Annotated in this window: 23 protein-coding genes; 8 read left to right on the forward strand and 15 right to left on the reverse strand. The window is 46.7% G+C overall.

From position 1 onward, the window contains the following. The first annotated feature begins 2 nt into the window (after positions 1–2). A complete protein-coding gene (locus BFR57_RS04720; RefSeq protein WP_071462892.1) occupies positions 3–509 on the forward strand; it encodes a cytochrome b/b6 domain-containing protein in 507 nt (168 codons plus the stop codon). Here the strand turns inward: BFR57_RS04720 and BFR57_RS04725 are convergent. The 9 genes from BFR57_RS04725 to BFR57_RS04765 form a co-directional block, all read right to left on the reverse strand. After that, positions 506–913, reverse strand: a complete 408-nt coding sequence (locus BFR57_RS04725) for a SufE family protein (RefSeq protein WP_071462893.1) — start codon at positions 911–913, stop codon at positions 506–508. The genes BFR57_RS04720 and BFR57_RS04725 overlap by 4 nt on opposite strands. 31 nt (positions 914–944) lie before the next feature. Then, positions 945–1,478, reverse strand: coding sequence for a putative Fe-S cluster assembly protein SufT (gene sufT / locus BFR57_RS04730; protein WP_071462894.1), 534 nt, complete (start codon positions 1,476–1,478; stop codon positions 945–947). Positions 1,479–1,488: 10 nt separating this feature from the next. Next, positions 1,489–1,848 carry an iron-sulfur cluster assembly accessory protein gene (locus BFR57_RS04735; RefSeq protein WP_071462895.1) on the reverse strand — a complete coding sequence of 120 codons (360 nt, stop codon included), beginning with the start codon at positions 1,846–1,848 and terminating at the stop codon, positions 1,489–1,491. Between the two features lie 16 nt (positions 1,849–1,864). After that, positions 1,865–3,082: an aminotransferase class V-fold PLP-dependent enzyme gene (locus BFR57_RS04740; protein ID WP_071462896.1), complete on the reverse strand. Its 1,218-nt coding sequence runs from the start codon at positions 3,080–3,082 to the stop codon at positions 1,865–1,867. Next, entirely contained in the window at positions 3,079–4,326 is a 1,248-nt protein-coding gene (sufD, locus tag BFR57_RS04745) for a Fe-S cluster assembly protein SufD (protein ID WP_071462897.1), read from the reverse strand. The genes BFR57_RS04740 and sufD overlap by 4 nt, the downstream gene beginning before the upstream one ends. Further along, positions 4,323–5,084: a Fe-S cluster assembly ATPase SufC gene (gene sufC, locus BFR57_RS04750; protein WP_071462898.1), complete on the reverse strand. Its 762-nt coding sequence runs from the start codon at positions 5,082–5,084 to the stop codon at positions 4,323–4,325. Before sufC ends, sufD begins: the two co-directional genes overlap by 4 nt. Positions 5,085–5,087: 3 nt before the next feature. Further along, positions 5,088–6,524 carry a Fe-S cluster assembly protein SufB gene (sufB, locus tag BFR57_RS04755; RefSeq protein WP_071462899.1) on the reverse strand — a complete coding sequence of 479 codons (1,437 nt, stop codon included), beginning with the start codon at positions 6,522–6,524 and terminating at the stop codon, positions 5,088–5,090. Between the two features lie 214 nt (positions 6,525–6,738). After that, positions 6,739–7,371 (reverse strand): peroxiredoxin, encoded by a 633-nt coding sequence (locus tag BFR57_RS04760; RefSeq protein WP_071462900.1) that lies wholly within the window; start codon positions 7,369–7,371, stop codon positions 6,739–6,741. A 16-nt stretch (positions 7,372–7,387) separates the two neighbouring features. Then, positions 7,388–8,437, reverse strand: coding sequence for a 2-oxoglutarate and iron-dependent oxygenase domain-containing protein (locus tag BFR57_RS04765; RefSeq protein WP_071462901.1), 1,050 nt, complete (start codon positions 8,435–8,437; stop codon positions 7,388–7,390). A gap of 163 nt (positions 8,438–8,600) precedes the next feature. Here BFR57_RS04765 and BFR57_RS04770 point away from each other — a divergent pair, with 163 nt between their 5' ends. Continuing rightward, on the forward strand, positions 8,601–10,247 hold the full coding sequence (locus BFR57_RS04770) for a sensor domain-containing diguanylate cyclase (RefSeq protein ID WP_071462902.1): 1,647 nt from the start codon (positions 8,601–8,603) through the stop codon (positions 10,245–10,247). On the opposite strand, the gene BFR57_RS04775 is transcribed toward BFR57_RS04770, so the two are convergent. Beyond that, positions 10,244–11,053, reverse strand: a complete 810-nt coding sequence (locus tag BFR57_RS04775) for a UDP-2,3-diacylglucosamine diphosphatase (protein ID WP_071462903.1) — start codon at positions 11,051–11,053, stop codon at positions 10,244–10,246. The two genes, BFR57_RS04770 and BFR57_RS04775, sit on opposite strands and share 4 nt — an antisense overlap. Before the next feature lie 160 nt (positions 11,054–11,213). Between BFR57_RS04775 and BFR57_RS04780 the strand changes: the two genes are divergently transcribed. From BFR57_RS04780 to BFR57_RS04800, 5 genes are all read left to right on the forward strand, one after another. Next, positions 11,214–11,930 carry a YebC/PmpR family DNA-binding transcriptional regulator gene (locus tag BFR57_RS04780; protein WP_071462904.1) on the forward strand — a complete coding sequence of 239 codons (717 nt, stop codon included), beginning with the start codon at positions 11,214–11,216 and terminating at the stop codon, positions 11,928–11,930. An 81-nt stretch (positions 11,931–12,011) separates the two neighbouring features. Beyond that, complete coding sequence (locus BFR57_RS04785; RefSeq protein WP_071462905.1) at positions 12,012–12,710, forward strand: OmpW family outer membrane protein; 699 nt, start codon at positions 12,012–12,014, stop codon at positions 12,708–12,710. 80 nt (positions 12,711–12,790) lie between these two features. Then, the gene (gene ppk1 / locus BFR57_RS04790; protein ID WP_071462906.1) at positions 12,791–14,857 is read left to right on the forward strand and encodes a polyphosphate kinase 1; all 2,067 of its coding nucleotides are present in this window, start codon (positions 12,791–12,793) and stop codon (positions 14,855–14,857) included. Next, on the forward strand, positions 14,850–16,364 hold the full coding sequence (locus BFR57_RS04795; RefSeq protein WP_171903939.1) for an exopolyphosphatase: 1,515 nt from the start codon (positions 14,850–14,852) through the stop codon (positions 16,362–16,364). Before ppk1 ends, BFR57_RS04795 begins: the two co-directional genes overlap by 8 nt. 140 nt (positions 16,365–16,504) lie before the next feature. Next, positions 16,505–18,205, forward strand: a complete 1,701-nt coding sequence (locus BFR57_RS04800; protein ID WP_071462907.1) for a bacteriohemerythrin — start codon at positions 16,505–16,507, stop codon at positions 18,203–18,205. A 24-nt stretch (positions 18,206–18,229) separates the two neighbouring features. On the opposite strand, the gene BFR57_RS04805 is transcribed toward BFR57_RS04800, so the two are convergent. The 5 genes from BFR57_RS04805 to BFR57_RS04825 form a co-directional block, all read right to left on the reverse strand. Continuing rightward, positions 18,230–19,402, reverse strand: coding sequence for an acyl-CoA dehydrogenase (locus BFR57_RS04805; RefSeq protein ID WP_071462908.1), 1,173 nt, complete (start codon positions 19,400–19,402; stop codon positions 18,230–18,232). A gap of 17 nt (positions 19,403–19,419) precedes the next feature. Then, a complete protein-coding gene (locus tag BFR57_RS04810; RefSeq protein WP_253183604.1) occupies positions 19,420–20,109 on the reverse strand; it encodes a helix-turn-helix domain-containing protein in 690 nt (229 codons plus the stop codon). Between the two features lie 161 nt (positions 20,110–20,270). Further along, on the reverse strand, positions 20,271–21,626 hold the full coding sequence (hemN, locus tag BFR57_RS04815) for an oxygen-independent coproporphyrinogen III oxidase (RefSeq protein ID WP_071462909.1): 1,356 nt from the start codon (positions 21,624–21,626) through the stop codon (positions 20,271–20,273). A 99-nt stretch (positions 21,627–21,725) separates the two neighbouring features. Continuing rightward, on the reverse strand, positions 21,726–22,112 hold the full coding sequence (locus BFR57_RS04820) for a YbaN family protein (RefSeq protein ID WP_143441046.1): 387 nt from the start codon (positions 22,110–22,112) through the stop codon (positions 21,726–21,728). A gap of 68 nt (positions 22,113–22,180) precedes the next feature. Continuing rightward, positions 22,181–22,660 (reverse strand): DUF4870 domain-containing protein, encoded by a 480-nt coding sequence (locus tag BFR57_RS04825; protein WP_071462910.1) that lies wholly within the window; start codon positions 22,658–22,660, stop codon positions 22,181–22,183. Between the two features lie 90 nt (positions 22,661–22,750). Here BFR57_RS04825 and BFR57_RS04830 point away from each other — a divergent pair, with 90 nt between their 5' ends. After that, complete coding sequence (locus BFR57_RS04830; RefSeq protein WP_083405039.1) at positions 22,751–25,438, forward strand: M14 metallopeptidase family protein; 2,688 nt, start codon at positions 22,751–22,753, stop codon at positions 25,436–25,438. Positions 25,439–25,445: the final 7 nt, after the last annotated feature.

Genomic DNA, 25,445 nt, shown 5'->3' on the forward strand with positions numbered 1-25,445 from the left:
CTATGCAAATTTGGGACATCGGTGTTCGTTGGTTTCATTGGAGTATAGCGCTCGTTTTTGTACTGAATTATTTCTTACTCGAGCCGGGTGAGACGGCGCATCAAATTGCCGGTTATTACGCATTTGCGTGGCTCATTTTTCGCGTTATCTGGGGCTTTTTAGGACCTCAACGAGCGAGGTTCAGTGACTTCTTTCCAACGCCCTCGCGCATTAGAACTCATATCACGCATTTAAAACAACGTCAGTTACCTCGAGACGCCGGACACAATCCGTTAGGTGGAGTCGTTATCTTACTAATGATGGTGTTATTGGCGTATCAAGCGACGACTGGATTTATGCTTGAAGAAGTAGACGCCTTTTATGGTAGTAGCACGCTAGAGGATGTACATGAACTCGGTGCGCATGCTTTGTTTGCTTTAGTTTGCCTGCACGTTGTTGCCGTTATCTTTGTGCAATGGTGGGGGCGCATTCAATTAATACGCCCAATGATCACAGGTCGGCGCGACTAAGCGTTCTGTGCTATTGACTGAATTTTAGCGACAATCGCTTTAAGCCCATTACCACGGGTCGGCGTAATGTGATTTTCTAAATCCAATTCTTTGAAGTAACCATCAATATCAAACGCTAAAATTTGCTCAGGTGTCTTATTGTGAAATGCCGCTAATACTAATGTCAGTAGGCCTTGTACGATGACTGCGTCACTATCGACTCGAAACAATAAACGGCCGTCTTTTTGCTCAGCAATGAGCCACACATTACTTTGACAACCCCGCACAATAAATTCGTCTTTACGAAGCGCCTCTGGGAGACCCGGCAAGCCCTTACCGAGATCGATAATATACTGGTAGCGTTGCTCCCAATCATCTAAAAACTCGAGATCTTCAATGATTTCATCAGTGCTGGGTAGATTCATCTTCACGTCGACCTTTATTGACTGCTAACAATTAAAAGAATACGCCTGCTTCAAGCTGAGCTTCTTCGGACATCATGTCGCGCGACCACGGTGGATCGAATACCAAATTGACTTGGACGTCCTTCACATGTGGCACTAAGCTCAAGCGATACTCGACATCACCTACGAGCACGGGGCCCATGCCGCAACCGGGAGCGGTTAGCGTCATATCAATATCAATGCGTTGCGCATCTTGATCGATGTTGACGGCATAAATCAGTCCTAATGAGACTAAGTTGATAGGGATTTCTGGATCGAAAATAGTCTCGAGTGCTTCCCATACTTGGGACTCACTAATCTGGCCATCAGCAGGCGGTTCGAAGTTAAGCGTCTGCGGTTTACGACCAATCGCATCGGCGTCTGTGCCGTCAATGCGCAGCATGTTACCCATCCAAGTCACGGTGTAGTTGCCACCTAAGTCCTGGGTTATATTGACGAATTCGCCTTTAGGGATAATCTTAACTTCGCCCGAGGGTACTTTGCGACACTTGACTTCGCGTTGGGTGGTGACCATTTTTTGTTGCATGAATCAGTACCTATTCCTGCACGCTGAAGCTTTCACCACAGCCACACTCATTAACCACGTTAGGGTTATTAAATTTTACCACGCCATTAATGCCTTCTTTGACGTAATCAATTTCGGTATTACGCAGGACATCAACGGCATCTTTAGCAATGGCCACGGTGAGTGTGTTATTAACTTGCACCAGCTCATCATCAGCCTCAGCTTCAGGAACCGCATTCAACACGTATGCATAACCAGTACAACCGCTCATTTTGGTCGATAGGCGCAGTATCGCGCCAGGTTGATCAGCTAGTTTGCCCTCAAAATGCTTAATAGCGGTTGGGGTCATGCTAATGAGTTGTTGATTAGGTACAAAAGATTCGACAGACATAATTTACCTCCTGTCGTTACGCTAACATCATTTGTGCTTTTTTGATTGCACTAAACAAGCGATCGATGTCAGCTCGCGTATTATATATTGAGAACGATGCCCGCGCGGTGCCTGGCACGCCTAAGCGCTTCATTAAAGGCTGTGCACAGTGATCACCGGTACGTATCGCCACGCCTTGTTTATCGAGGATAAAACCAACATCCGCTGGATGAGTGCCTTCGAGCACAAAACTCATCACGCCAATTTTATTCTTCGCGGTACCGATTAAACGCAAACCCTCAATGGTACTCGCACATTCGGTGGCATAGGTCAGCAAATCTTGCTCATGCGCTAAAATTGCATCAGCATCGAACTGCTGTAACCAACGCAAAGCAGCAGCAAGACCGATAACGCCAGCGATATTGGGTGTGCCAGCTTCTAATCGGTTGGGTAATTCACCCCAGGTCGCATCTTGATAGGTGACTGTGGCAATCATCTCGCCACCGACCAACCATACAGGCCAGTCTTGTAGTAACTCGTAACGCCCCCACAGCGCGCCAACACCGGTTGGGCCAAATACTTTATGACCTGAGAATACGTAAAAGTCGCAGCCAATTGCTTGCACGTCAACGGCGCCATGAGCAACACCCTGAGCCCCGTCCACCAAAACCAATGCGTCTACAGCTTTGGCGATTTGGGTCAGCTCTTGAACTGGATTAATGGTGCCCAACGCATTAGAGATATGCGGGAACGCCACGAACGCTGTGCGCTCAGTGACGAGGTCCTCAAATGCCGTGATATCAAGTTCGCCTGCATCATTAATTGGCGCGACCTTAAGTGTGGCTCCTGCCTTTTTACAAGCTTGCTGCCAGGTGACAAGGTTTGCATGGTGTTCCATTTCGGTCACCAGAACTTCATCGCCGGCTTCTAAACGCTGTGCAACACCGTTAGCAATCAAATTAATGCCTTCGGTGGTGCCCGAAGTCCAAATCACTTCTTCGGTGCGTGAAGCGTTAAGATAGTGTGCAACGACTTGACGCGCCTCTTCATAACGACGTGTTGCTTTATCCGATAAAAAATGCGCACCACGGTGAACATTCGAATTATAGGTCGAATAGTATTCGACTAATGCATCGATCACTGCCTGTGGCTTTTGCGTGGTCGCCGCGTTATCAAGATAAACTAACGGCTGACCGTTAACTTGCTCCTGCAACACCGGAAACTGGGCACGAATTTGCTCCACATTCAGGCTCATGAGCGCTCCATCATGTCTTCAAAGCGCTGCTTCAGAATAGGCTGTAACCATTCGGCTAACGCTTCATTGGGCATGTCGAAAACCATCTCTTGGACGAAACCAAAGTTGAGCATCACCAACGCTTTTTGCTTATCAATACCACGCGTTAACAAGTAGTACAGCGCTTCTTCGTCTATTTCTGCGACGGTTGCGCCGTGAGCACATTGCACGTCATCTGCGTAGATTTCGAGCTCAGGTTTGGTATTAATTTGCGCTCCACGCGATAGCAATAGGTTGCGGTTATTCAGCTCTGCTAGTGTTTTTTGTGCATCGCGATGAATGTGGATACGACCGTTAAATACAGCTTTCGCTTTATCGCCGATGATGCCGCGTGCATTTTCTTCAGTGGTACCATTAGGCATCGCGTGCTCAATGGTACTGTGTAAATCAAAATGCTCTTTGGGTGCTAACAAGTACGCGTTATTGAATTTCGCGTGCGCATGCTCACCTGCGTGAATAATATCCACGTCCAAACGCGTTAATTGTGAGCCGTAACCGATTAACGTGCTATTTAAACGACTTTTATTAGCGAGCTTAAAGTGACTGCCGCCGACATGGATCGCTTCACCCTGATGCAGTGCAAAACGATAATGTTCTAAACGTGCATTATCAGCAATATCATACTCAGCAAAGGCGGTATTCAAGCTATGACCCGTACCGCTACCGTGCTCGATTACTGTTGCTTTAGCATTTTCGCCTAAGCTGACCAGCACACGCGTGTGCGACTCGACGTTGTCGGTCGCAAAGTTCACGACACGGATAGGGCGCTCAATGGTTGCATTAGGCGCTACATCGATAACGATCCCCTGTGTCGCGAGTACGTCATTAACCAGTCCAAATAAATGGTGACTTGGCTTTACCTGAGTAAAGACTTGTTCAGCGATGTCCGATTTATCCGTCAAAGAACGAATTGTTAAGCCTTCGGGCAGGTTGAGTGCCGCCAAATCGCTGGTTAAGCGTCCATCAACAAATACTAAGTCGATGGCATCGAGCCCCTTAATCGCGGGCGCTTCTGCTTCCGCATTACTCTCGGTCGGCAACGATAAATCTTCGACCGCGTGCAGCGACGTGTATCGCCACGCTTCGGTGCGACGTCCAGGCCAAGATTGTTCTTTCAGCTTGGCCAGTGCCTCCGCACGTACTGGTGATAACCAATCATCAACGGCGGCGGCACGCTCAATTACGTGGGCTAACCATTGACTCATGCTTTTTCTCCCTCGTCTGCTTGACCTAACCAAGCGTAACCGGATGCTTCAACTTCTTTCGCAAGCTCTGGACCACCACTCTTGACGATTTTACCCTGTGCCAAGATATGCACGTAGTCTGGCTCGATGAAATCAAGTAGGCGCTGATAGTGAGTTACCACGATAAAGCTACGTTCGCCGTCACGTTGGCTATTAACGCCGTTAGCGACCACTTGTAATGCGTCAACGTCGAGTCCCGAGTCTGATTCATCAAGAATCGCCAACTTCGGTTTTAGCATGATTAACTGCATGATTTCGTTGCGCTTTTTCTCGCCGCCCGAGAAGCCTTCGTTGACACCACGCTTGAGGAAGTCAAGCGGCAAATTCACTTGCTTGCACGCTTCTTTCGCCATTTTCAAGAATTCAGCAGAACTCAGCTCGTCTTCGCCACGTGCTTTGCGCATTGCGTTAACAGATTCTTTCATGAACTCCATGTTGCTCACGCCAGGAATCTCGACAGGATACTGGAATGCTAAGAACAGTCCGGCTTGAGCACGTTCTTCGACTTCCATATCGAGTAGGTTAGCGCCGTTGAAGGTGACTTCACCTTGTTCCACTTCATAGCCATCACGACCCGACAATACGTAACCTAAGGTACTTTTACCAGCACCGTTGGGGCCCATGATTGCGTGCACTTCACCTGGCTTAATTTCCAAATTAAGCCCTTTGATAATGGTTTTTTCTTCGACGCGTGCATGTAGATCTTTGATCGTAAGCATTTATTACCCCACTGAACCTTCAAGACTGATTTCAAGCAACTTACCGGCTTCCACGGCGAACTCCATAGGAAGCTCGCGGAATACTTCTTTACAGAAGCCATTCACAATCATTGAGACTGCTTTCTCAGGGTCAAGGCCTCGTTGCTGACATAAAAAGAGCTGGTCATCGCTGACCTTAGATGTTGTTGCTTCGTGTTCAACAATCGCACTCGGATTGCTGCTTTCGATATACGGGAATGTATGCGCGCCACACTTATCGCCAATGAGTAGCGAGTCACACTCAGTGAAGTTACGCGCGCCTTCGGCACCTGGCCCCATCCGTACCAAACCACGATAGGCATTATTACTGTAGCCTGCTGAAATACCCTTAGAGATGATGGTCGATTTGGTGTTTTTACCCAAGTGAATCATCTTAGTGCCGGTATCGGCTTGTTGTTTACCGCGGGTGAGCGCCACTGAATAGAATTCACCGACACTGTTATCACCCTTAAGAATACAGCTTGGATACTTCCACGTCACAGCAGAACCTGTTTCAACTTGCGTCCAAGAGATCTTGGCGTTTTTCTCGCACAGACCACGCTTGGTAACGAAGTTGTAGATACCGCCTTTACCGTTTTCATCGCCTGGATACCAGTTTTGTACCGTTGAATATTTGATTTCTGCATCGTCTAAGGCGACCAGCTCTACTACCGCAGCGTGCAACTGATTCTCGTCACGTTGCGGTGCCGTGCAACCTTCGAGGTAGCTTACATAACTGCCTTCTTCGGCAACGATTAATGTACGCTCAAATTGACCTGTATTTTGCTCGTTGATGCGGAAATACGTTGAGAGCTCCATCGGGCAACGAACGCCTTTCGGGATGTACACGAAAGAACCATCGGTAAATACAGCGCTGTTGAGTGCAGCGAAGTAGTTATCGCCGCGTGGCACTACCGTGCCAAGATATTTTTTTACCAAGTCGGGGTACTTGTGCAGTGCTTCAGAAATTGGGCAGAAGATAACACCGGCTTCCTCGAGTTTCTCGCGGAAGGTGGTGACCACGGAAACAGAATCAAACACAGCATCAACGGCCACGCCCGCAAGCATTTCTTGCTCATGCAGAGGAATCCCAAGCTTTTCATAGGTGCGCAATAACTCAGGGTCTACTTCGTCCAATGACTTCGGTTTGTCTTTCATCGACTTAGGCGCTGAGTAATAGGAAATATCTTGATAGTCGATCTTTGGATAATCGACGTGCGCCCACTCGGGCTCAGTTAGTTTGAGCCAAGTTCGGTAGGCTTTTAATCGCCATTCAAGCATCCACTCAGGTTCACCTTTAATGGCCGACAGGCGGCGGATGACGTCCTCATCCAACCCTACGGGAAAGGTTTCTGATTCGATTTCTGAGACAAAGCCCGCATCGTATTTCCGTGCGAGTGCCTGATCAATTTGTTCGCTCATGCTTACCACCTTGCTGAACTTAAGATACCTTCATTATAAAATACCCGAGTAAAACACTCAACTTTAAACCGCCGTTCGGGCGTGTATTATATGCTTTTTTAATGCACAAGTCTTTGCTGGGATCGGTGGATGATCATGAAAGGATCGATTGTGGCGAGAGAAGAAACAAAAAAGCCGGCGAAAGTGCCGGCTCTATTAAACAGCTTCGTTTAAGTTACTTGTTGATATCCGTTAAGCGTAGATATGGACGCAATGTTTCATAGCCTTGCGGGAACTTCTTCTGTGCGTCTTCTTCCGATACCGTCGGACGGATAATCACTCGATCGCCCGGCACCCAATCAGCAGGACAAGCCACTTCTTGTGAGTCAGTGGTCTGCAATGCGTCGATGACACGCAGAATTTCCGCAAAATTACGGCCTACCGTCATCGGGTAAGTCATGGTTAAACGGATTTTCTGTTCGGGATCGATAATAAATACTGAACGTACCGTTGCCGTTTGGCTTTCACCCGGGTGGATCATATCGTAGAGTTCAGCCACTTTGCGCTCTTGGTCTGCAACGATAGGAAATTCCAACAAGGTGTTTTGTGTGTCGTTGACGTCGTTAATCCAGCCGTTATGGGCCTCAACCGTATCGGTTGAGAGGCCAAGAGGCTTGACATTGCGCTTGGCAAATTCAGGCGCAAGCTGTGACGTGCGACCCATTTCCGTCGTACACACTGGAGTGTAGTCCGCTGGATGACTGAAGAAGAATACCCAAGAGCCTTTTGCCCAATCGTGAAAATCGATTTTACCTTGGGTGGTTTCAATCTCAAAATTTGGAGCTTTATCGCCAATTCGTAAACCCATCTCTGTTCTCCTTACGTTAAATGGTGCATTCACTACAAATATCGTTGATCGGTAGTTGTGCAAAGCTATTGACCAGCAATGTTCGCGCAGTTTGTTGGCAGTAATAGCGACGTGTCACATGTGTGTGTGAGCGTAAACGCCCTTTAAGTACATTATTACCGACATCGGTCAATAACGGATTGTTGGGATCCGCAGATGGTCCTGATGCGCGTGCTTTCAGTTCTTCAGGTAATGATAGTACAGGCACAGTGGCAGATAACTGAGCGGCCATAAAAAAAGCAATTGAATAACGCTCGACACCTTGCTTTGGACTTTCAACTTTGTGATTAGTTGCCTTTAAAAAGCCATTAGATGCAAGTTCTAGTAGTTCACCAATATTAACCACAAAGGCACCGGGAATAGGCGCCACATCAACCCACTGAGCACCTCGTTCTACTTTGAGCCCACTTTGGGCATCTTGCATGACCAATGTTAGGTAACCTGGATCCTTGTGCGCTCCCACGCCTTGTTGCGGATTTTGCTGACCAGGATAGCGTATGAGCTTGGCATGGGTGTATGGTTGCGTACCAATGGTATGGTCCAATGCATAAGCATCAACCCCTAGCGATAAACATAATTTCTGCAACAGGTCTACAGTGATATCGCTCAATCGGTGCTGCAGTGTTGTCAGAGTCGGTTTTAGCGTCGGCATACTGGTTGGCCATAGATTAGGGCCAATCAGCTTTTGCCAAGGTTGCGACAATGCTGATTCAGGAATTGCCGGTTCTTCGTTCATCCAGTCAAACTGCTCACGCGCATCGAGTCGACCCCCAGTCATCTCACTGCCCATCGCGTTATAGCCACGAAAATGCGGTGAGTGAATCATATCGACTGCCTGTTTGTGTTGCGCAGAGAGTTGAAAAAACTCACGGCTTAGCCGCAAATAGTTTTGCTGACTCTCGTGACTGATACCGTGATCAACTAAATAAAAGAATCCTACATCGCTTGCCGCGCGCCGGAGTTGGGCTAAACCGGCTGCAGATTCGAGCTGAGTCATTGATATGATAGGTAAAGTGGCTACAGTCATAAGCGCCTCCCTGAAACTTGATGACGCTCAATATATGACGCACGGTATACTTTATAAACGAACGAATGTTTCTATATTAGATTGAAACGCTATATTCGCTGCTATATTCTGCTTTAGAGAATACTAAATAAAATAGTTATCAGTAAAAGGAACGAGCGTTCTGATGTATACCTCGCCAAAGCCACCTGAATCGCTGTACGTGAAAAAGCTATTGTCGATGATTGAAGCGACGCAGGCTGGCACGTGGGAGTGGAACGTACAAACCGGCGAATACCGCTTTAACGAGCGTTGGGCAGAGATTATCGGTTATCAACTGGATGAACTGACACCGAGTATCGACAGTTGGCTCCAACACTCGCATCCAGAAGACCTCGTTTTATCCAATCAGCGACTTGAAGAGCACTTTGCAGGTCGCTCGCCATTTTATGAGTGTGAAGCGCGAATGCGCCACAAGGATGGGCATTGGGTTTGGGTTCGTGATTCGGGACGGTGTGAAACGTGGACTGCCGATGGCAAGCCTGAGTGGGTAATAGGAAGCCATATTGAAATTACCCACCTGGTTGAGTTGCGTCATCGCTTTTCTACGATTGCTTCGTTAATTCCAGGTGTCGTTTATGAGTTCCAGCAGTTCAAAGATGGTCGGACACGGTTCCCGTACGCCAGCGCAGGCATTAAAGAAATTTACGGTGTCGACCCCGAGCACGTCATCGAGGATGCATCAGCCGTGTTTGAAACGCTTCACCCTGATGATATGCCTCACATTATGGAAACTATCGCACAATCCCGTGCCGATATGAGCGACTGGGTCTGTGAATACCGCGTGGTAGTAAATGGCAAGGAGCGTTGGGTATTTGGCCACGCTCGACCGGTTTATAAGACGAATGATGCGATTAGTTGGTACGGCATGATTGTCGATATTTCTGAGCGCAAAATGATGGAGCTTGAGCTCGAACGTAGCCGGCGTAATTTAAAACAGGCGCAAGCATTAACCAAACTCGGTCACTGGGAAGCCAACCTGAACAATAGAACAATCTATTGGTCTGATATGATCTATACCATCTTAGGTTGGCGCGAAAAGCCAGACAGTGGCGACTTTCACTTTTTTCGAGACAGAACCCACCCCGATGACCTCGATCAAATTATAAAAGCCGAACGTGAATTAAAGCCCGGCCACACTGTCGATATTCAGCATCGCGTTCAACACACGGATGGACACTATTTGTGGGTGAGGCAGATCGTGGAAATGGAAGCTAACGGTGAAATGGTGTTAGGCACACTAAGGGATATTACCGAAGAGAAAGAACTCGAGTTAAAACTGAAAGAGCAAGCAGAACGTGACCCACTTACCGGCGCTTATAATCGGCGCTTTTTTACCGAGGCTTTAGAAACACTGGTGTATCGGAGTGAACGCTATGAAGAATCCTTGGCGATCGTCACGTTTGATATCGATCATTTTAAGCGAATTAATGATAACTTTGGTCACGAAGCGGGTGATCGCGTATTAATTGAGTTGGTGCAGACGCTCGGCGGATTGGTAAGGGAAAGCGATATCTTTGCGCGTACTGGCGGTGAAGAGTTTTCGCTGTTGTTACCCAATCAGACGCTGCAACAAGCAACTCATACGGCTGAGCGATTCCGCGCCGCTTTAGAGGCGTTAGTGATTCGATCTGAGGGCAATGAAATTAAAATTACAGCTTCGTTTGGCGTTGCCATCCATCGCAACGGCGCGACGCATAATGAAGTACTGCGCCACGCTGACAAAGCGCTGTACGCCGCTAAAAGTTGCGGACGTAACTGTGTGATGAGTTAAGCTACACGGGGTTTGAGTTGTTTGATGCTCGCCTGACTATTGAGCCATGAAGGTACGTCTAATAGCTCCCATTCGCCATTTTCGTGTTCAACGATAGCGCTACAGGAATCTTGCCAGTCACCGGTGTTTAAATAATGCGTATTATTAAAATGACGATCGGCGGGCACATGGATATGTCCGCATATGACGCCGTCATAACCCTTACGTTCTGCGTAGGCGGTCGCAGCAAGTTGATAACGGTGTACATATTTCAATGCTTGCGAAGAACGAGACTTCACTGCTTTGGCTAGGCTCCAATAGACGTAACCCTTTCGAGTGCGCCAACGATTAAAGCGACGGTTAATTTTAAGCAACCCTTCATAGATGTTATCGCCAACCCAATTGAGCAGGCGATGTCCTCTTACTTGATTATCAAATTGATCCCCGTGCATTACGATATAATGGCGGTCATTAATCGCGTGATAATCATAGGTGTTGGTCAACTGGATATTAACGATGCCCTTATCAAAGGGGTAGTCGTCGAGCAGCTGGCGTAAGCCACCATCGTGATTGCCTGTGATATAAACTACCTGTACGCCCTCTTGCGCCTGCTTGAGCAGTTTGCGAATCACTTTAATATGCGACTCATCCAACCCTTGGCCTTTGCTACGGATCGCCCATAAATCAATAATATCACCTACTAAAACTAGTTTTTTAAAACGAATATGCTTTAAAAACTCGAGCAGCAGCTCACAATGACTGGTGGATGAACCGAGGTGAATATCAGAAAGAAACAGCGTGTTGACCGATGGCTTATGTTTGCTCATGTTCAGCCTCCCGATGATGAACGCTGAAAAAATAGCCCGTAAAGATGACAACCCGTTTAATAGCTCATGACAAATCTGTGAATAAAATAGACCGTTCAGCTCTGGCTGTGTAAAATCTGGTGCGTTTTATGAACTGATTTGTAAGGTAAGAGAGACTATTATGGGCCGCGCCTATCAAAACCGAAAAGAATCCATTGCAAAAACAGCGACCGCAAAGAGCCGCGTATACAGTCGCTTTGGTCGCGAAATTTATGTCTGTGCAAAACAAAGTGGGCCCGATCCTGATGCGAACTTGGCATTACGGAGCTTGATTGACCGGGCCAAAAAGGAGCAGGTTCCGTCTCATGTTATTGATAAAGCGCTTGATAAAGCGCAGGGCGGTGCGGGTGAAGACTTTTCACCGGCTCGTTACGAGGGTTATGGGCCCAGTAACTGCATGGTCATTGTGGAATGTCTTACGGATAATCCGAACCGCACGTTTGGTGAGGTGCGCAACTGCTTCACTAAAAGCAAATGTAAGATCGGTGAGCAGGGCAGTGTCATGCATTCGTTCGAACATTGTGCGATTTTTGCGTTCAAACATGACAACGAAGACGAGGTGCTCGAGGCATTGATGGATGCTGATGTCGATGTGGGCGACGTGGAGTTTGATGACGGTGTTGTTACCGTGTTCGCTCCGCATACTGAGTATGCAGCTGCGCGCCAGGCATTAACCGCTGCTTTCGCCGATATCGACTTTGATACGGACGAAATTCAATTTGTTCCTCATGTCACGACCGCAATTGCGGAAGATGATATGCCGATGTTTGAGCGTTTGATGGATATGCTTAACGACTGTGATGATGTGCAAAACATCTATCACAATGCTGAGGTATAAAAGACTCTGTTGATACAGGTCAAGCATCGCTGATCTCAAACTCGTTATGCTTCATGGGTCATCTAAAAGTAGGAGTGACTCATGAAGCGTTTAACTTCCGCCGTTGCACTTGCAACACTGTTCGCCGCATCGTTTGCCCAAGCGCAAGACTTCTCAATTAACGTGGGTGCTATTTCAGTTATTCCTGATGATAGTAGCAGCTCATTAAACACTGTAGAGCAAGTAGCTGGACTACCTGCTAACTCAACCGGTGTCGCCGTAAACACCAACACCCAGCTCGGTCTCACTTTTGACTATCAGTGGGAAAATGGTTGGGGCCTTGAATTGGTCGCAGCGACGCCGTTCTCTCACGATATCTACGGTTCGGGCACTTTGAGCGGCTTGTCTATCGGTAAGACCAAACATTTACCGCCAACGTTATTTGTTCAATACCATTGGGATACGGGTGTTCAAGGACTTGAGCCCTTTGTTGGCTTAGGTGTTAACTACACCACGTTTTTCGATGATCAGGCATCGAGCGAGCTAACCCAAACGTTACAAACACTCGGCGTAGCGGGCGCTGATGACTCCGTAGATTTGGCGTTATCCAATTCTTGGGGGGCGGCAATACAGGCGGGTGTGAACTGGGAGATCTCAGAGCGTTGGGGTGCGCAGTTAATGGTGAGCCATATCGACATTGATACCACAGCGTCAGTCCGTTTAAACGGCAGTACAATTGAGCAGACGGATGTGGCAATTGACCCCTATGTGGCGATGATTGCGCTACGGTATACCTTCTAGTTGTCATTTTACTGTCATACTGTAATCGCTTGGTCGCGCTATTCTGTATATTAAATAGATGAGCGGCCAGGCGTTTTTGTATGAAGTTCTATTTTAAAGAATTAAGTTGGCTTTCGTTTAACGAGCGCGTGCTTCAAGAAGCCAATGACGAGGAAGTGCCCGTTATTGAACGAGTAAGATTCCTTGGTATATTTTCCTCTAACATGGACGAGTTTTTTCAGGTCCGTGTCGCAGATGTGCGTCGACGAATTTTCTTTGCACAAACTGATGCACAACGAAAAGACAGCGAGCGATTACTGCATCTTATCCAACAAAAAGTAGTGCAGTTACAGGAACAGTTCGAGCTGATTCACCGTAAAGTGATAAAGGCGTTGCGGGCTGAAAACATTATTTGGGCTTCGGGTGAGCAAGTCACAGAAGAGGAAAAGACAGGTTTACGGGAGTATTTTGATAATAAAATAAAGCCGCAAATTGTGCCTATCCTCATTAACGATACGACCGATTTGGTTAAAGTCATAAACGAAGATAAAACTTACTTATTGGCGCAATTGCAACAGTCAGGTCAACGTAAGTACGCTGCAGTGCAGATCCCCTCTCATGAGTTATCGCGTTTTGTTATTTTGCCTAAAAAGCGTGATAGCAAGTTGCGTAAAGTACTATTCCTAGATGATGTTGTTTTACTCAATTTGGCCAGTTTATTTAAAGGCATTGTGCCGTTTCAGTCTATTATTGCCTTTTCTTTCAAAATGACGCGTGATGCAGAGTACCGCCCCTCTGATGATATTGAGCAGAGCTTACTTGAACGTATGGAAGAAGGCTTAAAACAGCGGGAAAAAGCGGACCCTGTAAGGCTTGTTTATGATCGGGCAATGCCGATTCACATGTTGAATTTGTTGAGTAAGAAACTACATCTTAATCAATACGATGCCATGGTTGCGGGCGGCCGCTATCGCAATACGAAAGACTTTTTAAGCTTTAAAAACTTAGGCGGCAAAAAGCTCGAGCATCCACCGATTCCTGCACTCAAGCATCCTCGTTTTGAGTTGGCGGACAATGTATTTGATGCCATTAAGCGTAATGATATTTTGCTTTACTACCCCTATCATCGGTTTGGTCACTTTACTGAGGTGATCCGACAGGCCTGTTATGACCCCCATGTGTTAAAAATTCATATGTGTATTTATCGCGTTGCACCTAATTCTCGGATTATTCATTCATTGATGGACGCGGTGCAAAACGGAAAGAAAGTCACCGTGATGGTCGAGCTGCAAGCGCGGTTTGACGAGGAGGCCAATATCGAATGGGCGAAGGAGCTGACTGAATCAGGTGTGAAAGTGATTTTCGGTCTGCAAGGACTCAAGGTTCATTCGAAGTTATTGTTGATACATCGCCAAGAGGAGCATGCTATTCGCCGTTATGGTGTTATTGGGACGGGGAACTTTCATGAAAAAACAGCAAAACTCTACACCGACTTTAGCTTGTTTACTTGTCACCCTGAGATCTGTTCAGATATTGAGAACGTGTTTAATTATCTTGAGCAACCTTATCGTTTTTACCCGTGGCATCAGCTATTGGTGGCGCCCAATAATTTACGTACGCGAATTAATGAACTCATTGAGAGAGAAATTAATTATGCGAAAAATGGTAAACCTGCGGAAATTTTCTTAAAGCTGAACAATCTGGTTGATAATGCGCTGATCGTACAACTCTACCGAGCGAGTCGCGCAGGCGTAAAAATTCGTTGCATTGTGCGCGGAATGTGTACGCTGCGACCCAATGTACCTAAGCTCAGCGAAAATATCGAAGTTATTAGTATTATTGATCGGTTTTTAGAGCATGCGCGTGTCTATATCTTTGGCAATGATGGTGATACAAAGGTCTTTATTTCGTCGGCTGATTTGATGACACGTAACGTCGATCATCGGGTTGAGGTCGCATGCCCAATTTATGATCACGCTGCACAACAGGATATACTGACTATTATGGATATGCAGTGGAACGATAATATCAAAGCACGTCGTATCGATGCCGAACAAGTGAATGAGTATGTCACTCCAGTGTCTGAGCGCGGCCAGATTTCTCGTCGTAAGCGGTTGAGGTCACAATTAAAAATACATGAATACTTCAAACGAAGAACTTATGACTGAAACTACTCATTCTGATTGGTTGAAATCAGATAACCGTGAGCACCTGGCAGCGCTTGATTTGGGCTCGAACAGCTTCCACTTGATCATTGGTCGGGTAATTGAAGGACAAATACAACCGATACATAAGTTCAAGCAACGCGTGTCTTTGGCAGAAGGATTGGTGAATAAAGGCATCAGCGTTGAGGCATTTGAGCGTGGTTTAGATGCGCTGTCCCAATTTGCCATGCATCTGAGAGACTTCAGTCCGGAGCGGGTGCGTGTTGTGGCGACTCACACCTTACGTGAAGCGAACAATCGTAAAAAGTTTATTCATGCCGCACGGCAGCTATTGCCGTTTCCAATTGAAGTCATTTCAGGTCGTGAAGAAGCCCGTCTTATATATTTGGGCGTGGCGCAAGCGGTTCCGTTTCGTGGCGTACGGCTGATTATTGATATTGGCGGTGGTAGTACTGAATTTGCCGTCGGTCAGGGTGAGATACCCGAGATATTGCTATCAAAAAGTTTTGGTAGTTTAGTTATTTCGGAGCGTTTTTTTGCGAAAGGCAAGATTACTGAAAAGCGCTTTCATAGAGCGGTTCTTAGCGTCAAACAAGAGCTTGAGCCATTTAGTAAGCAGCTCAAGCGAGCTCACGCGGAACAAGTGTTAGGTACCTCTGGTACTATAAAGGCGCTAGCCAAGTGGATTAACCCAAACGCCGACGGCGATTTAACGATAACACTGCACCAGTTGCATCAGTTGCGCGACAAGTTGCTGTCGTTAAAAAATGTAGCACAGATTGACCCAACAGAGATCGAGGTACAACGGATACCGTCAATTGTCGGTGGGTTAGCAGTGCTCATTGCCGTGTGTGAAGAACTTAATATTGATTGTTTAAGTTCGGTGGATGCGGCACTCCGTGAAGGCGTGTTATTTGAACTCGCAGAACAGGCGGTGTTTCACAAAGACATTCGTTATAAAACTATTCAAAGTATGGCTGCGCGCTATCAAGTGGATGATGCTCAGGCGCAACGCGTATGGGCTTCGGTAGAATGCATTTTGCAGGGACTCGGTAAAGCGTGGCAACTGAATACACCTGACATCAAACTCTTGCTCGTTGGCGCAAGTGGCTTACATGAGGTGGGCATGAATATAAGCTCAAGCGCTATTCAAAAGCACTCGGGCTATATTCTCTCGAACGCTTATATGCCAGGCTTTAGCTCAGATGAGCAGCGCGTGCTCGCCTTGTTGTGCCGCTATTTCCGTAAGAAAATTGTTGTCGATGACTTGTCCGAATTTGCTCAGTTTGACCACCTTACCGTTGCTCGCATGATTGTGGTGATTCGATTGGCGGTACTACTTAACGCGAGTCGACAGACGCATAACGTGTTGCATTCGGTCAAGTTAAAAGGCTCGACATTATTATTGAAGCTACAAGGACCGTTGGCAAAAAGCGCGATACTGGAAGCGGATATCGTTCGCGAGAATAAATATTTAAGTGTGCTCGGATACCAGTTGAGCACTGAATAATGTCCCCTCAGCTCATGGGTCAGATCAAGTCTTTAGTGAAGACTTGATCCTGATCAATTCATTAGTGTCATAAATTGGATAACGTGCATTCAGAAATGCTACCGGTTGGGTAGTTATGTAAGCCAATTTTCGGAGGGCTTGTGCACGCACTCGTTTCAGTCACCAAACCAATCCAACTTTTCTTCAATGGCCTGCGTTTCAGGAACAAATTTATTGTCACCGGCAGCTTGTTGTTTTTGCCTGTTATTGTGCTCAGTTTATTAATGATGTGGGACTCTTACCAACGCCAGCAGGCGGCGCTTAATGGTCATGCGCTCGATGTGAGTGATCCTACACAAGTTATCCTATGGAATGCGGTTATGCTCGCTGGCATGGTGTTGGTTCAACTCATTATCTTCACTGCCATGTATACCGGAATTAAACGTTCACTGGGCGAGGCTAACCGAATATCAAACGCATTGGCCAATGGCGATCTTAATAATACCGCACAACTCAAAGGCAGTGATGAATTGGCGTGGCTTACTGAGCGACTCAACACAATCTCTGTTGAGACAAGTTATTCGGTTCACGCAATTCGCACAGCCAGCGATGGTTTGAATCGACTCGGTACCGCTAATTACGATGCCAACAAAGCGTTAGCAGAGAAAACTAAACAGCAAGCCGATACGATGTATCAAGTTTCCTCTGCCGCTGAACAAATGACCGCTGCCATCAATGAAGTGTCTGAATCGACTCAAAGAGCGGCTACCAGCGCTCATGAAAGCCTTAACGCTGCGAGCAGTGGACGGCAGCGCGTACAGCAATTAGCAAAACATAACATCACTTTGAGTGAGGATATCTTGCATTCGCAATCGGTGATCAAGAGCCTGTCTGAAGATAGCAAAGCTATTGGCACTATCTTGACGACCATCAATGACATTGCCGAGCAAACCAATTTACTTGCACTTAACGCGGCCATCGAGGCAGCGCGAGCGGGCGAGACAGGACGCGGCTTTGCGGTAGTCGCTGACGAAGTGCGTAAACTTGCTCATCGGGTACAAACATCAACGGGCGAAATCCAAAGCGTGGTGGAACGTTTGGAGCAAAACACCCAACAAGCGGTGAGTAGTCTTAATAATAATGCGCAGCAAGCAGAGCGAGCAAAACTATCTGCTGAAGAGGCTGAGGCGGCGCTCGATACCATCGTAACCTTTACTCATCAAATTACTGATCTCAATACCCAGGTGGCCTCTGCAACCGAGCAACAGGCGATGACCACTACAACGATTAAAGAAGCGATTACCACGGCGACCGATGCGGCGAAAGAAGTTGATAGCTATTCACAACATGCACTTGAGAGTGCTGCGCAGCTAACGACGCTTGGCGGTGAGATTCAATCGTTAGGTGATCGCTATTCAGTCGACGCCCAGATAATCGAATCGCGTCTGGCGCAGCAAGAAAAGCTAATTGAATGGTCACCGCAGTTTGATGTTGGTATTGAGGAGATTAATCGTCAGCACCAGCGGTTGATTTACATTGCCAACGAGCTGTACCGAATACAGCAGCGAGGTGGTGACCGTCAGGCGGTTGAACGATTATTGAGTTCATTGATTAACTACACTGCAACCCATTTTAGTTACGAAGAGTTGTTAATGGAGCGCCACGACTACCCCGATCTGGGTGCGCATAAACACAAGCATCAGCAGTTAGTGCAGCAAGTCATTGATTTTCGGACCCGTATCGAGCGTGGCGACCAAGTGGTAGGAGAGTTACTCGAATTTGTGAAGCGATGGCTATTGCAGCATATTCAGCACAGTGATAAGGCTTATCAAGCCCACCTGAATGAGCGAGGGGTACATTAACCCCTCGTTATCCTATGTATGCTTTTAAAAAGCGCTGATACCCGTCTGACCGCGACCCAATATCAGCGCATGCACATCATGGGTGCCCTCGTAGGTGTTAACTGACTCGAGGTTCATAACATGCCTTATCACATGATACTCATCAGAAATGCCATTGCCGCCATGCATATCACGCGATTGACGAGCGATATCCAGCGCTTTGCCACAGTTATTGCGTTTAATAAGCGAAATAGCCGTTGGGTTAAGTGCGTCTAAATCGAGTTGACGACCCGCCTGAAGCGCTGCAAGCAAGCCCAAGCTTATCTCCGTTTGCATATCCGCTAATTTCTTTTGAATCAGCTGATTGGCGGCCAGCGGACGTCCAAACTGCTCACGGTCTAAGGTGTATTGACGCGCTGCATGCCAACAAAATTCGGCAGCACCCATGGCTCCCCAAGCGATGCCGTATCGCGCCTTATTGAGGCAACTGAAAGGCCCCTTAAGACCGCTCACGTTTGGGAGTCGTTGCTCTTCGCTGACTTCAACATTGTCCATTACAATCTCACCGGTAATCGATGCGCGTAATGAAAACTTACCTTCGATTTCGGGTGTGGATAAGCCCTGCATGCCGCGTTCTAAAATGAAGCCTACGATATCGCCGTCGAATTTAGCCCATACAACAAACACATCAGCGATAGGTGAATTAGTAATCCACATTTTGGAGCCTGTGATGCGGTAACCCGCCTCGGTTTTTATCGCTTTAGTTCGCATACTCGCAGGATCAGAGCCCGCGTCTGGTTCAGTGAGGCCAAAACTACCGACCCATTCACCGGTTGCCAATTTGGGTAGGTATTTTTGACGTTGCTTTTCGCTGCCGAATGCGTGAATAGGGTGCATAACTAAAGATGATTGAACACTCATCGCACTGCGGTAACCGCTATCGACTCGTTCGATTTCCCGTGCGATTAAGCCATAACTGACATGATTTACACCCGCACCACCGTATGCTTCTGGAATAGTCGCGCCGAGTAAACCTAACTGCCCGAGTTCTTGCATGATCTCACGGTCAAAGCGTTCTTCGCGAAATGCAGATTGAACGCGAGGCATCAGCTTAGCTTGCGCGTATTGATGCGCTGTCTTTTGTATTAACAGCTCTTCTTCAGTCAGTTGATGGCGTAAGTTAAGTGGATCTGACCAATCAAACGCAGGTTGCGGCATGATACCTCTCTTAAATTTTAGCTCGCCATCTGTTTAAGCTCAGCTGGCGCTTGGATAAATAGAATCGACTGTTTGGTGTCGATGATATCCTTTTGTTTTAGTGAGGAAAACACGCGGCTCACAGTTTCTACAGCTAAACCCAGATAGTTAGCAATGTCAGTGCGTGTCATGGGAAGTTTAAACTCATGACGCGAGAAACCGTGTTCATATAAATGGTCAGATAGACCCATAATAAAGGATGCCACTCGTTGCTCAGCCGTGGTATTAACCACGTTGAGATAGTGCGTATTGCGTTGGCCAATACGGTGACTGAGGAGTCTGAGTAGATTTTTATCAACACCTGTGAAATTTTGTGCGAACAATCGATTTAGCTTTATTTCGCACAGCATCGAGGTCTCCATTGCCTCACAGTAGGTTACAGCAGCACCGTTGGAAATCGACTCCATGCCAATGATATCGCCGGTTAAATGGAAACTGGTGATTTGTTGTTTACCCTCACTATCGATGGTGTAGCATTTTACCGAGCCACTCTTAACTGCAAATAATGAATTGAGCGGCTGGTCAGGGCTGTAAACCATGTCACGTTTGCTGTAAACGTGCGGTTCACGGCTACTTTTGTCCAATTTATCGATCTCACTTGAGACGAGACCCGCAGGTACACAAATAGATTGCATACTGCATTGGTTACATTGAATTGGATTTCTCATACCTGACTCGCTTCGACGGTGATTCATGCGGCACATCTGACGTCCCCTTAACACCTGATGGTGTTGATATAGATCAGTATTAATCGTGATGCAGAGCGTAGCAAATGCCTGCTTTGCAAAACTTGATCTAGATCAAGCTGGTTATAAATTATCCGCTATCTTCATATTACACGAGAATACCGCATTTGATGAGTATTTAAATACTCATCGAAACTGCTAGCAATTGTCCTTACCAGAAGCTTACCTGCCGAGGTGATTGTTAATTGGTCTGTGGTGAGTTTGACCAAGCCATCGTCGATGAAGGGTTGTAAGCGTTTAATCTCTTCAGCGAAGTGACTTGCAAAGTTATCGATTGACCATTTTGTATTAAAGGCATGAAGGTTAACTTTAAACTCACACAGTAACCTTTTAATCAGATCGCCGCGAATCTTATCTTCTAACGTTGAGTGATAGCCTTTGATAATAGGCAGTTGCTGTTTAACAAGTGCATCGTAATAATCTTTTAATCCTTTTTCATTTTGCCAAAAATGACCATCGATGTGAGAGATTGAAGATACGCCGAGCCCTAACACTGCGCTTTGCTCTTGAGTGACATAACCTTGAAAATTGCGGGTCAGAGTGCCCTCGCGTTGAGCGATGGCAAGCGAATCTGTTGGCTTAGCAAAGTGGTCCATGCCAATAAATTGGTAATCGAGCCCAGTGAGATGCTCAATGGCTTGCTTGAACAAAGCGAGTTTTTGCTCCGGCTTGGGTAACCAACTCGCTTTAATTTTGCGTTGCGCTGCAAAGCGCTCTGGTAAATGAGCATAATTAAAGAGCGATACACGATCAGGATTTAAACGCTCGACTAGTGCGAGCGTGTGGGCAAACCGGGTTTCGGTTTGTAGTGGCAGACCGTAAATGAGATCAAAGCTAATAGACTCAAATCCGAGCGAACGCGCATGGCTGACTTGCTCTGCCACGAGCTCAAAGGACTGAGTGCGATGAATTGCGATTTGGACATCGTTATCGAAGTCTTGAATACCAAAACTTAAGCGATTAAAGCCTAAAGTACGCAATACACTGAGTTTTTCATTATCACATTGACGTGGATCGATCTCGATACTCAGCTCCTTGATGCTTTGATTCGAACTGACATCTTTGATCAGAGCCATCAAGCGTCGCAGCTGAGCTGTGTTTAAGAATGTCGGTGTACCACCGCCTAGGTGAACACTGGCAATATGTTTGTTAGCTAATACATGACGATAGAGTTCTAACTCCGTGCCTAAAGCATCTAGATACTCATCGGCTTTATACTGATGGCGAGTAATAATCTTGTTGCAACCGCAGTAATAGCATAGCGAGGCGCAAAAAGGTAAATGAATATAGAGCGAAATCGGCTTTTTATAATCAGCGACAACCGCTTGACAAGTGGATGTGTCGATCTGGTCATGGAAGCTTAGAGCCGTTGGATATGAAGTATATCTAGGCCCGTGAATATTGTACTTCTTCAGCCAGTTCCAGTCCCACTGCTGCATATTAAACCTCCAATTATCGTGATAGTGCGGAAGTTTAGCAGTTAAGTAAGCTCGGTATGTTTTAGCTTTTGATTTGAATCAAGGGTGGTTTAAAAACGCTCAGTGATTACTTTTGGGCTCCTCATATTCATCTAAACATGCCAGCCATACCGCGACAATCAGCAATATACTTCCCACAGTGATTCGAAGCCACAATGGTAAAGGTACCAACCAAGAAATCAGATAGCCGCTTGCCATCATGGTAATCGCGATAACTTTATTGCGTCGACGTATTTGTCGATGTTCGCGCCAAGCAATAAGGTCGGGACCGTATTTAGGATGGTTTAACAACCACGTCTCGAGTTGTGGCCATCCTTTGCTTGCTGCCCATAACGCGACAATTAGGAAAGGAACAGTTGGCATGACCGGTAGCGCAAGACCGATAATGCCAAGCATAACAAATAGAACGGCAATACAACGCCAAATTGTGATGTACATCCACTTCATGAATACGACCCAAACGCTATGGTCGCTCGAGTGTACGCAAATCTACAGGGCTACACCAGCTCTCACTATCACAAAAACCGAATTGATAGTGGATAATTTTTGGTAACACCTTCTTTAGCGTTCATCGCCCCGAGAATAACAAAAATGATCGAGAGTATGCCGAGAATAAATAACGGTATAAACGATAGGCCAAAGGTAATAAAACCGAGGAAAAATAGCACGATTGAGTATATTAAAGCGCTTAAAAGCCAATTAAAAATGATTCGGCCATGGGCATCAATGTATGAGTCCTCGCGCTTGAGGATCCACATTACAATGGGCACTAAAAAGCCAATGATGGGTAATACAAAGCTACAAAACTGTGCAAGATGCATGAAGAACGCATAGGTTTTTTCATCTTCAGTGAGCTTACGCAACCCGTCAAACTCCGACTTAGACCCAAGCTCACTTTCGTTATTAAGTTTCTCGCGTTGTCGGTTGTACTCATCCTCCGAGATAGTCCCCTCTTCTTTTAACTGATTGAGTACCCGTAATTTTTCGTAATCCATGTTTTGCCCTCATGGGTTAAAAAGGACGTTAAATATCTATCCAATACTAAAAAAAGTCGGTAAGCTAATTGCTTAAAAAAGGTACGGAAAATGCTGAAACTGACTCGTTTATCTCGCCCTAAGCGCCAATCGATGTGTGGCATTATATTAGCTATGCTATTCGCTGGCCCAACGTTTGTTAACGCAAAAGCAACAATCAATCAGTATGACTATCAAGATTCTGTTTCAACTGTCAAGGATATTTTAGGTTATGAAATTGGCACTAAAATTTCTTCTCCCGATGCCATATATCAGTATTTTCGTGCGCTGAGTGATAGCCATAGTGACCGTGTTCGGTTAATCGAATATGGGCGCTCATGGGAGGGACGTCCTCTCTATTTTGTTGCCGTATCCGCCCCCCAACATATTGCTGAGCTTGATAATTACGCTGCACGTATGAGCGCACTCGGTGACCCGCGTAAAACCTCTTCACGTGAGGCAGAGCAGTTGGCGAAGGGCATACCGAGTAGTGTTTGGTTATCTTATGGCGTACATGGAAACGAGATTTCATCTCCTGAAGCAGCCATGATGACGCTGTATCATCTGTTAGCAGATACATCAGCTGACACAAAAAACTGGTTAGAAAATACTGTCGTGTTTATCGATCCGTTACAAAATCCCGATGGTCGGGCACGGTTTGTTAGTCGTTATTACGCAACTGTTGGCTTAATTCATGATGCCGACCGACGAAGTGCCGAACACAATGAACCTTGGCCACAAGGACGCTCCAACCACTACCTTTTTGATCTTAACCGTGACTGGATTGCGCTTACGCAGCCAGAAATTAAAGGTCACGTGGCGGCATTAAAAGATTATCCACCGTTGCTGTTTGTTGATTTACACGAAATGGGTGGAGACTCGAGTTACTACTTTACACCTGAAGCGCGCCCCTATAACCCCTACATCACTGAGTCACAACGCGAAATATTACATTGGGTGGGGCGCAATAACGCAGAGTGGTTCGATGATGCCGGTTATGACTACTACACTCGCGAGATATTTGATGCCTTTTACCCAGGCTATGGTGCAAGCTGGCCGCTTTATTCCGGTTCGGTGGCGATGACGTACGAAATGGCCTCGGCACGAGGTCATCGTTTTGCGCGCGAGGATGGTACGATACTGACCTATCTTGATGGTGTTGAACGTCACTTTACCAGTAGTTTGGCGACTATTGAGACAGCCAGCGTTCGTCGCGAGGCATTATTAAATCGATATCGCGATTATCGTATCAGCGCTGTCGAACAAGGTCGGGCGAGTGACCGTAGGACCGTGGCTATTGCTGATCCAAAGAACCCGGCGGGGCAACAGCGGCTTGCAGCTTTACTGCAGGAACACGGTATTGAGGTGATGCGCAGTGAAAAGGCGCTAGAGGTGTGTGACGTAAACTACCCTAAAGGTAGTTACTTTGTTGACATGGCACAGCCGAACTATCGTTTGATTCGGGTGTTGCTAGACGAACAAATCGATATGGCTGATGATTTTGTTGAACAACAGAAGCAGCGCAAAGCTAATTTATTAGATGATCAGATTTATGACGTAACGGGCTGGTCGCTCCCGCTTATGTTTAATGTCGATGTTGCTTACTGTGATGAAGCGGTGCAATCACCCGTGGTACAGGAAGCTATTGCGCCAATAGCACCTGGGCGACTAACTAATGCAGACGCTCAGATCGGTTATATTGTGAAAGCGGGTGATATGAACTCAAGCCGGTTTATTGCTGCCGCGCTGCGCGCGGGCTTAGCGATTAAACAAAGTGAACTGGCTTTTACCCATGAGAAGGCAGGTGAATTTCCAGCCGGCACTGTCATCTTAACGCGAGCTGAGAACTCCACGAACGATCTAGTTACCACCCTGCAACGTTTAGCTGTTGAAACAGGCGCTCATATCATCGGGGTTGATACGAGCTGGGTGGTTAAGGGACCTAATTTTGGTTCGGAAAATGTTCAGTCGTTAACCGCGCCAAAGATTGCAATGGCATGGGATGAGCCAGTTTCATCATTAAGTGCTGGTCACACGCGTTTTGTAATTGAACGGCAAATCGGTTATCCGGTCATAGCAATACGTACGACGCAGTTAGTAAGTACCAACCTAGCAGGCATTGATGTGTTGATCCTGCCAGAAGCTCAGGCGAGCTATGCGAACTATTTTTCGCCAACAGGTCTCACGAATTTGCAAAACTGGGTCGAAAACGGTGGCGTTCTCATCACTTTGGGTAACGCAACAGGGTGGGCTGTAGAGGCTGACTTACTGTCGACACATATGGAATATGCCGTGGATTCGGCTGAGGCAGACAACGCTGATGAAAAAGCGCTTAGACCTGCCAAGATAATCGAGTCTGCCGCGGTGTTTAAGGAGCATATCAAAGCATCCGAAAAGATGCCTGACTACGTGCCGGGCGCCTTGGTTAATGTTGAAGTCGATCAGAATCATTGGCTAACTGCAGGAATACAGAGTGAACTAGTTGCTACATTTACGGGTAATCAAGTGTTCGCTCCCCTGAGTATTGACGATGGCCGTAATTTAGCTTGGTTCGCTGAAGGTGAGAGAGTATTAGCAAGTGGCCTGTTGTGGCCAGATATAAAGCAACAACTTCCGTTTAAGCCGCAATTAATGGTCGAGCCTATGGGTAAAGGGATGCTGATAGCTTATGCGCAATCGCCTACTTATCGCGCTTATATGGATGGCTGGGTTCCGTTGCTGACAAACAGTCTGTTTTTGGCACCTGCTAAAACGAAATAACGAGGTC

Origin of the sequence: Idiomarina sp. MD25a (assembly GCF_001870515.1) — a bacterium.
GTDB lineage: Bacteria > Pseudomonadota > Gammaproteobacteria > Enterobacterales > Alteromonadaceae > Idiomarina.

Bases quoted from the DNA above. Each gene is read 5' to 3' on its own strand.
- sufC (WP_071462898.1), bottom strand. From the start codon at position 5,084: ATGCTTACGATCAAAGATCTACATGCACGCGTCGAAGAAAAAACCATT.
- BFR57_RS04825 (WP_071462910.1), bottom strand. From the start codon at position 22,660: ATGGATTACGAAAAATTACGGGTACTCAATCAGTTAAAAGAAGAGGGG.
- BFR57_RS04725 (WP_071462893.1), bottom strand. From the start codon at position 913: ATGAATCTACCCAGCACTGATGAAATCATTGAAGATCTCGAGTTTTTA.
- BFR57_RS04780 (WP_071462904.1), top strand. From the start codon at position 11,214: ATGGGCCGCGCCTATCAAAACCGAAAAGAATCCATTGCAAAAACAGCG.
- sufD (WP_071462897.1), bottom strand. From the start codon at position 4,326: ATGAGTCAATGGTTAGCCCACGTAATTGAGCGTGCCGCCGCCGTTGAT.
- BFR57_RS04805 (WP_071462908.1), bottom strand. From the start codon at position 19,402: ATGCCGCAACCTGCGTTTGATTGGTCAGATCCACTTAACTTACGCCAT.
- BFR57_RS04775 (WP_071462903.1), bottom strand. From the start codon at position 11,053: ATGAGCAAACATAAGCCATCGGTCAACACGCTGTTTCTTTCTGATATT.
- ppk1 (WP_071462906.1), top strand. From the start codon at position 12,791: ATGAAGTTCTATTTTAAAGAATTAAGTTGGCTTTCGTTTAACGAGCGC.
- BFR57_RS04820 (WP_143441046.1), bottom strand. From the start codon at position 22,112: ATGAAGTGGATGTACATCACAATTTGGCGTTGTATTGCCGTTCTATTT.
- BFR57_RS04720 (WP_071462892.1), top strand. From the start codon at position 3: ATGCAAATTTGGGACATCGGTGTTCGTTGGTTTCATTGGAGTATAGCG.
- BFR57_RS04770 (WP_071462902.1), top strand. From the start codon at position 8,601: ATGTATACCTCGCCAAAGCCACCTGAATCGCTGTACGTGAAAAAGCTA.
- BFR57_RS04740 (WP_071462896.1), bottom strand. From the start codon at position 3,082: ATGAGCCTGAATGTGGAGCAAATTCGTGCCCAGTTTCCGGTGTTGCAG.
- sufB (WP_071462899.1), bottom strand. From the start codon at position 6,524: ATGAGCGAACAAATTGATCAGGCACTCGCACGGAAATACGATGCGGGC.
- BFR57_RS04760 (WP_071462900.1), bottom strand. From the start codon at position 7,371: ATGGGTTTACGAATTGGCGATAAAGCTCCAAATTTTGAGATTGAAACC.
- hemN (WP_071462909.1), bottom strand. From the start codon at position 21,626: ATGCAGCAGTGGGACTGGAACTGGCTGAAGAAGTACAATATTCACGGG.
- BFR57_RS04765 (WP_071462901.1), bottom strand. From the start codon at position 8,437: ATGACTGTAGCCACTTTACCTATCATATCAATGACTCAGCTCGAATCT.
- BFR57_RS04795 (WP_171903939.1), top strand. From the start codon at position 14,850: ATGACTGAAACTACTCATTCTGATTGGTTGAAATCAGATAACCGTGAG.
- BFR57_RS04785 (WP_071462905.1), top strand. From the start codon at position 12,012: ATGAAGCGTTTAACTTCCGCCGTTGCACTTGCAACACTGTTCGCCGCA.
- BFR57_RS04735 (WP_071462895.1), bottom strand. From the start codon at position 1,848: ATGTCTGTCGAATCTTTTGTACCTAATCAACAACTCATTAGCATGACC.
- sufT (WP_071462894.1), bottom strand. From the start codon at position 1,478: ATGCAACAAAAAATGGTCACCACCCAACGCGAAGTCAAGTGTCGCAAA.
- BFR57_RS04830 (WP_083405039.1), top strand. From the start codon at position 22,751: ATGCTGAAACTGACTCGTTTATCTCGCCCTAAGCGCCAATCGATGTGT.
- BFR57_RS04810 (WP_253183604.1), bottom strand. From the start codon at position 20,109: ATGAGAAATCCAATTCAATGTAACCAATGCAGTATGCAATCTATTTGT.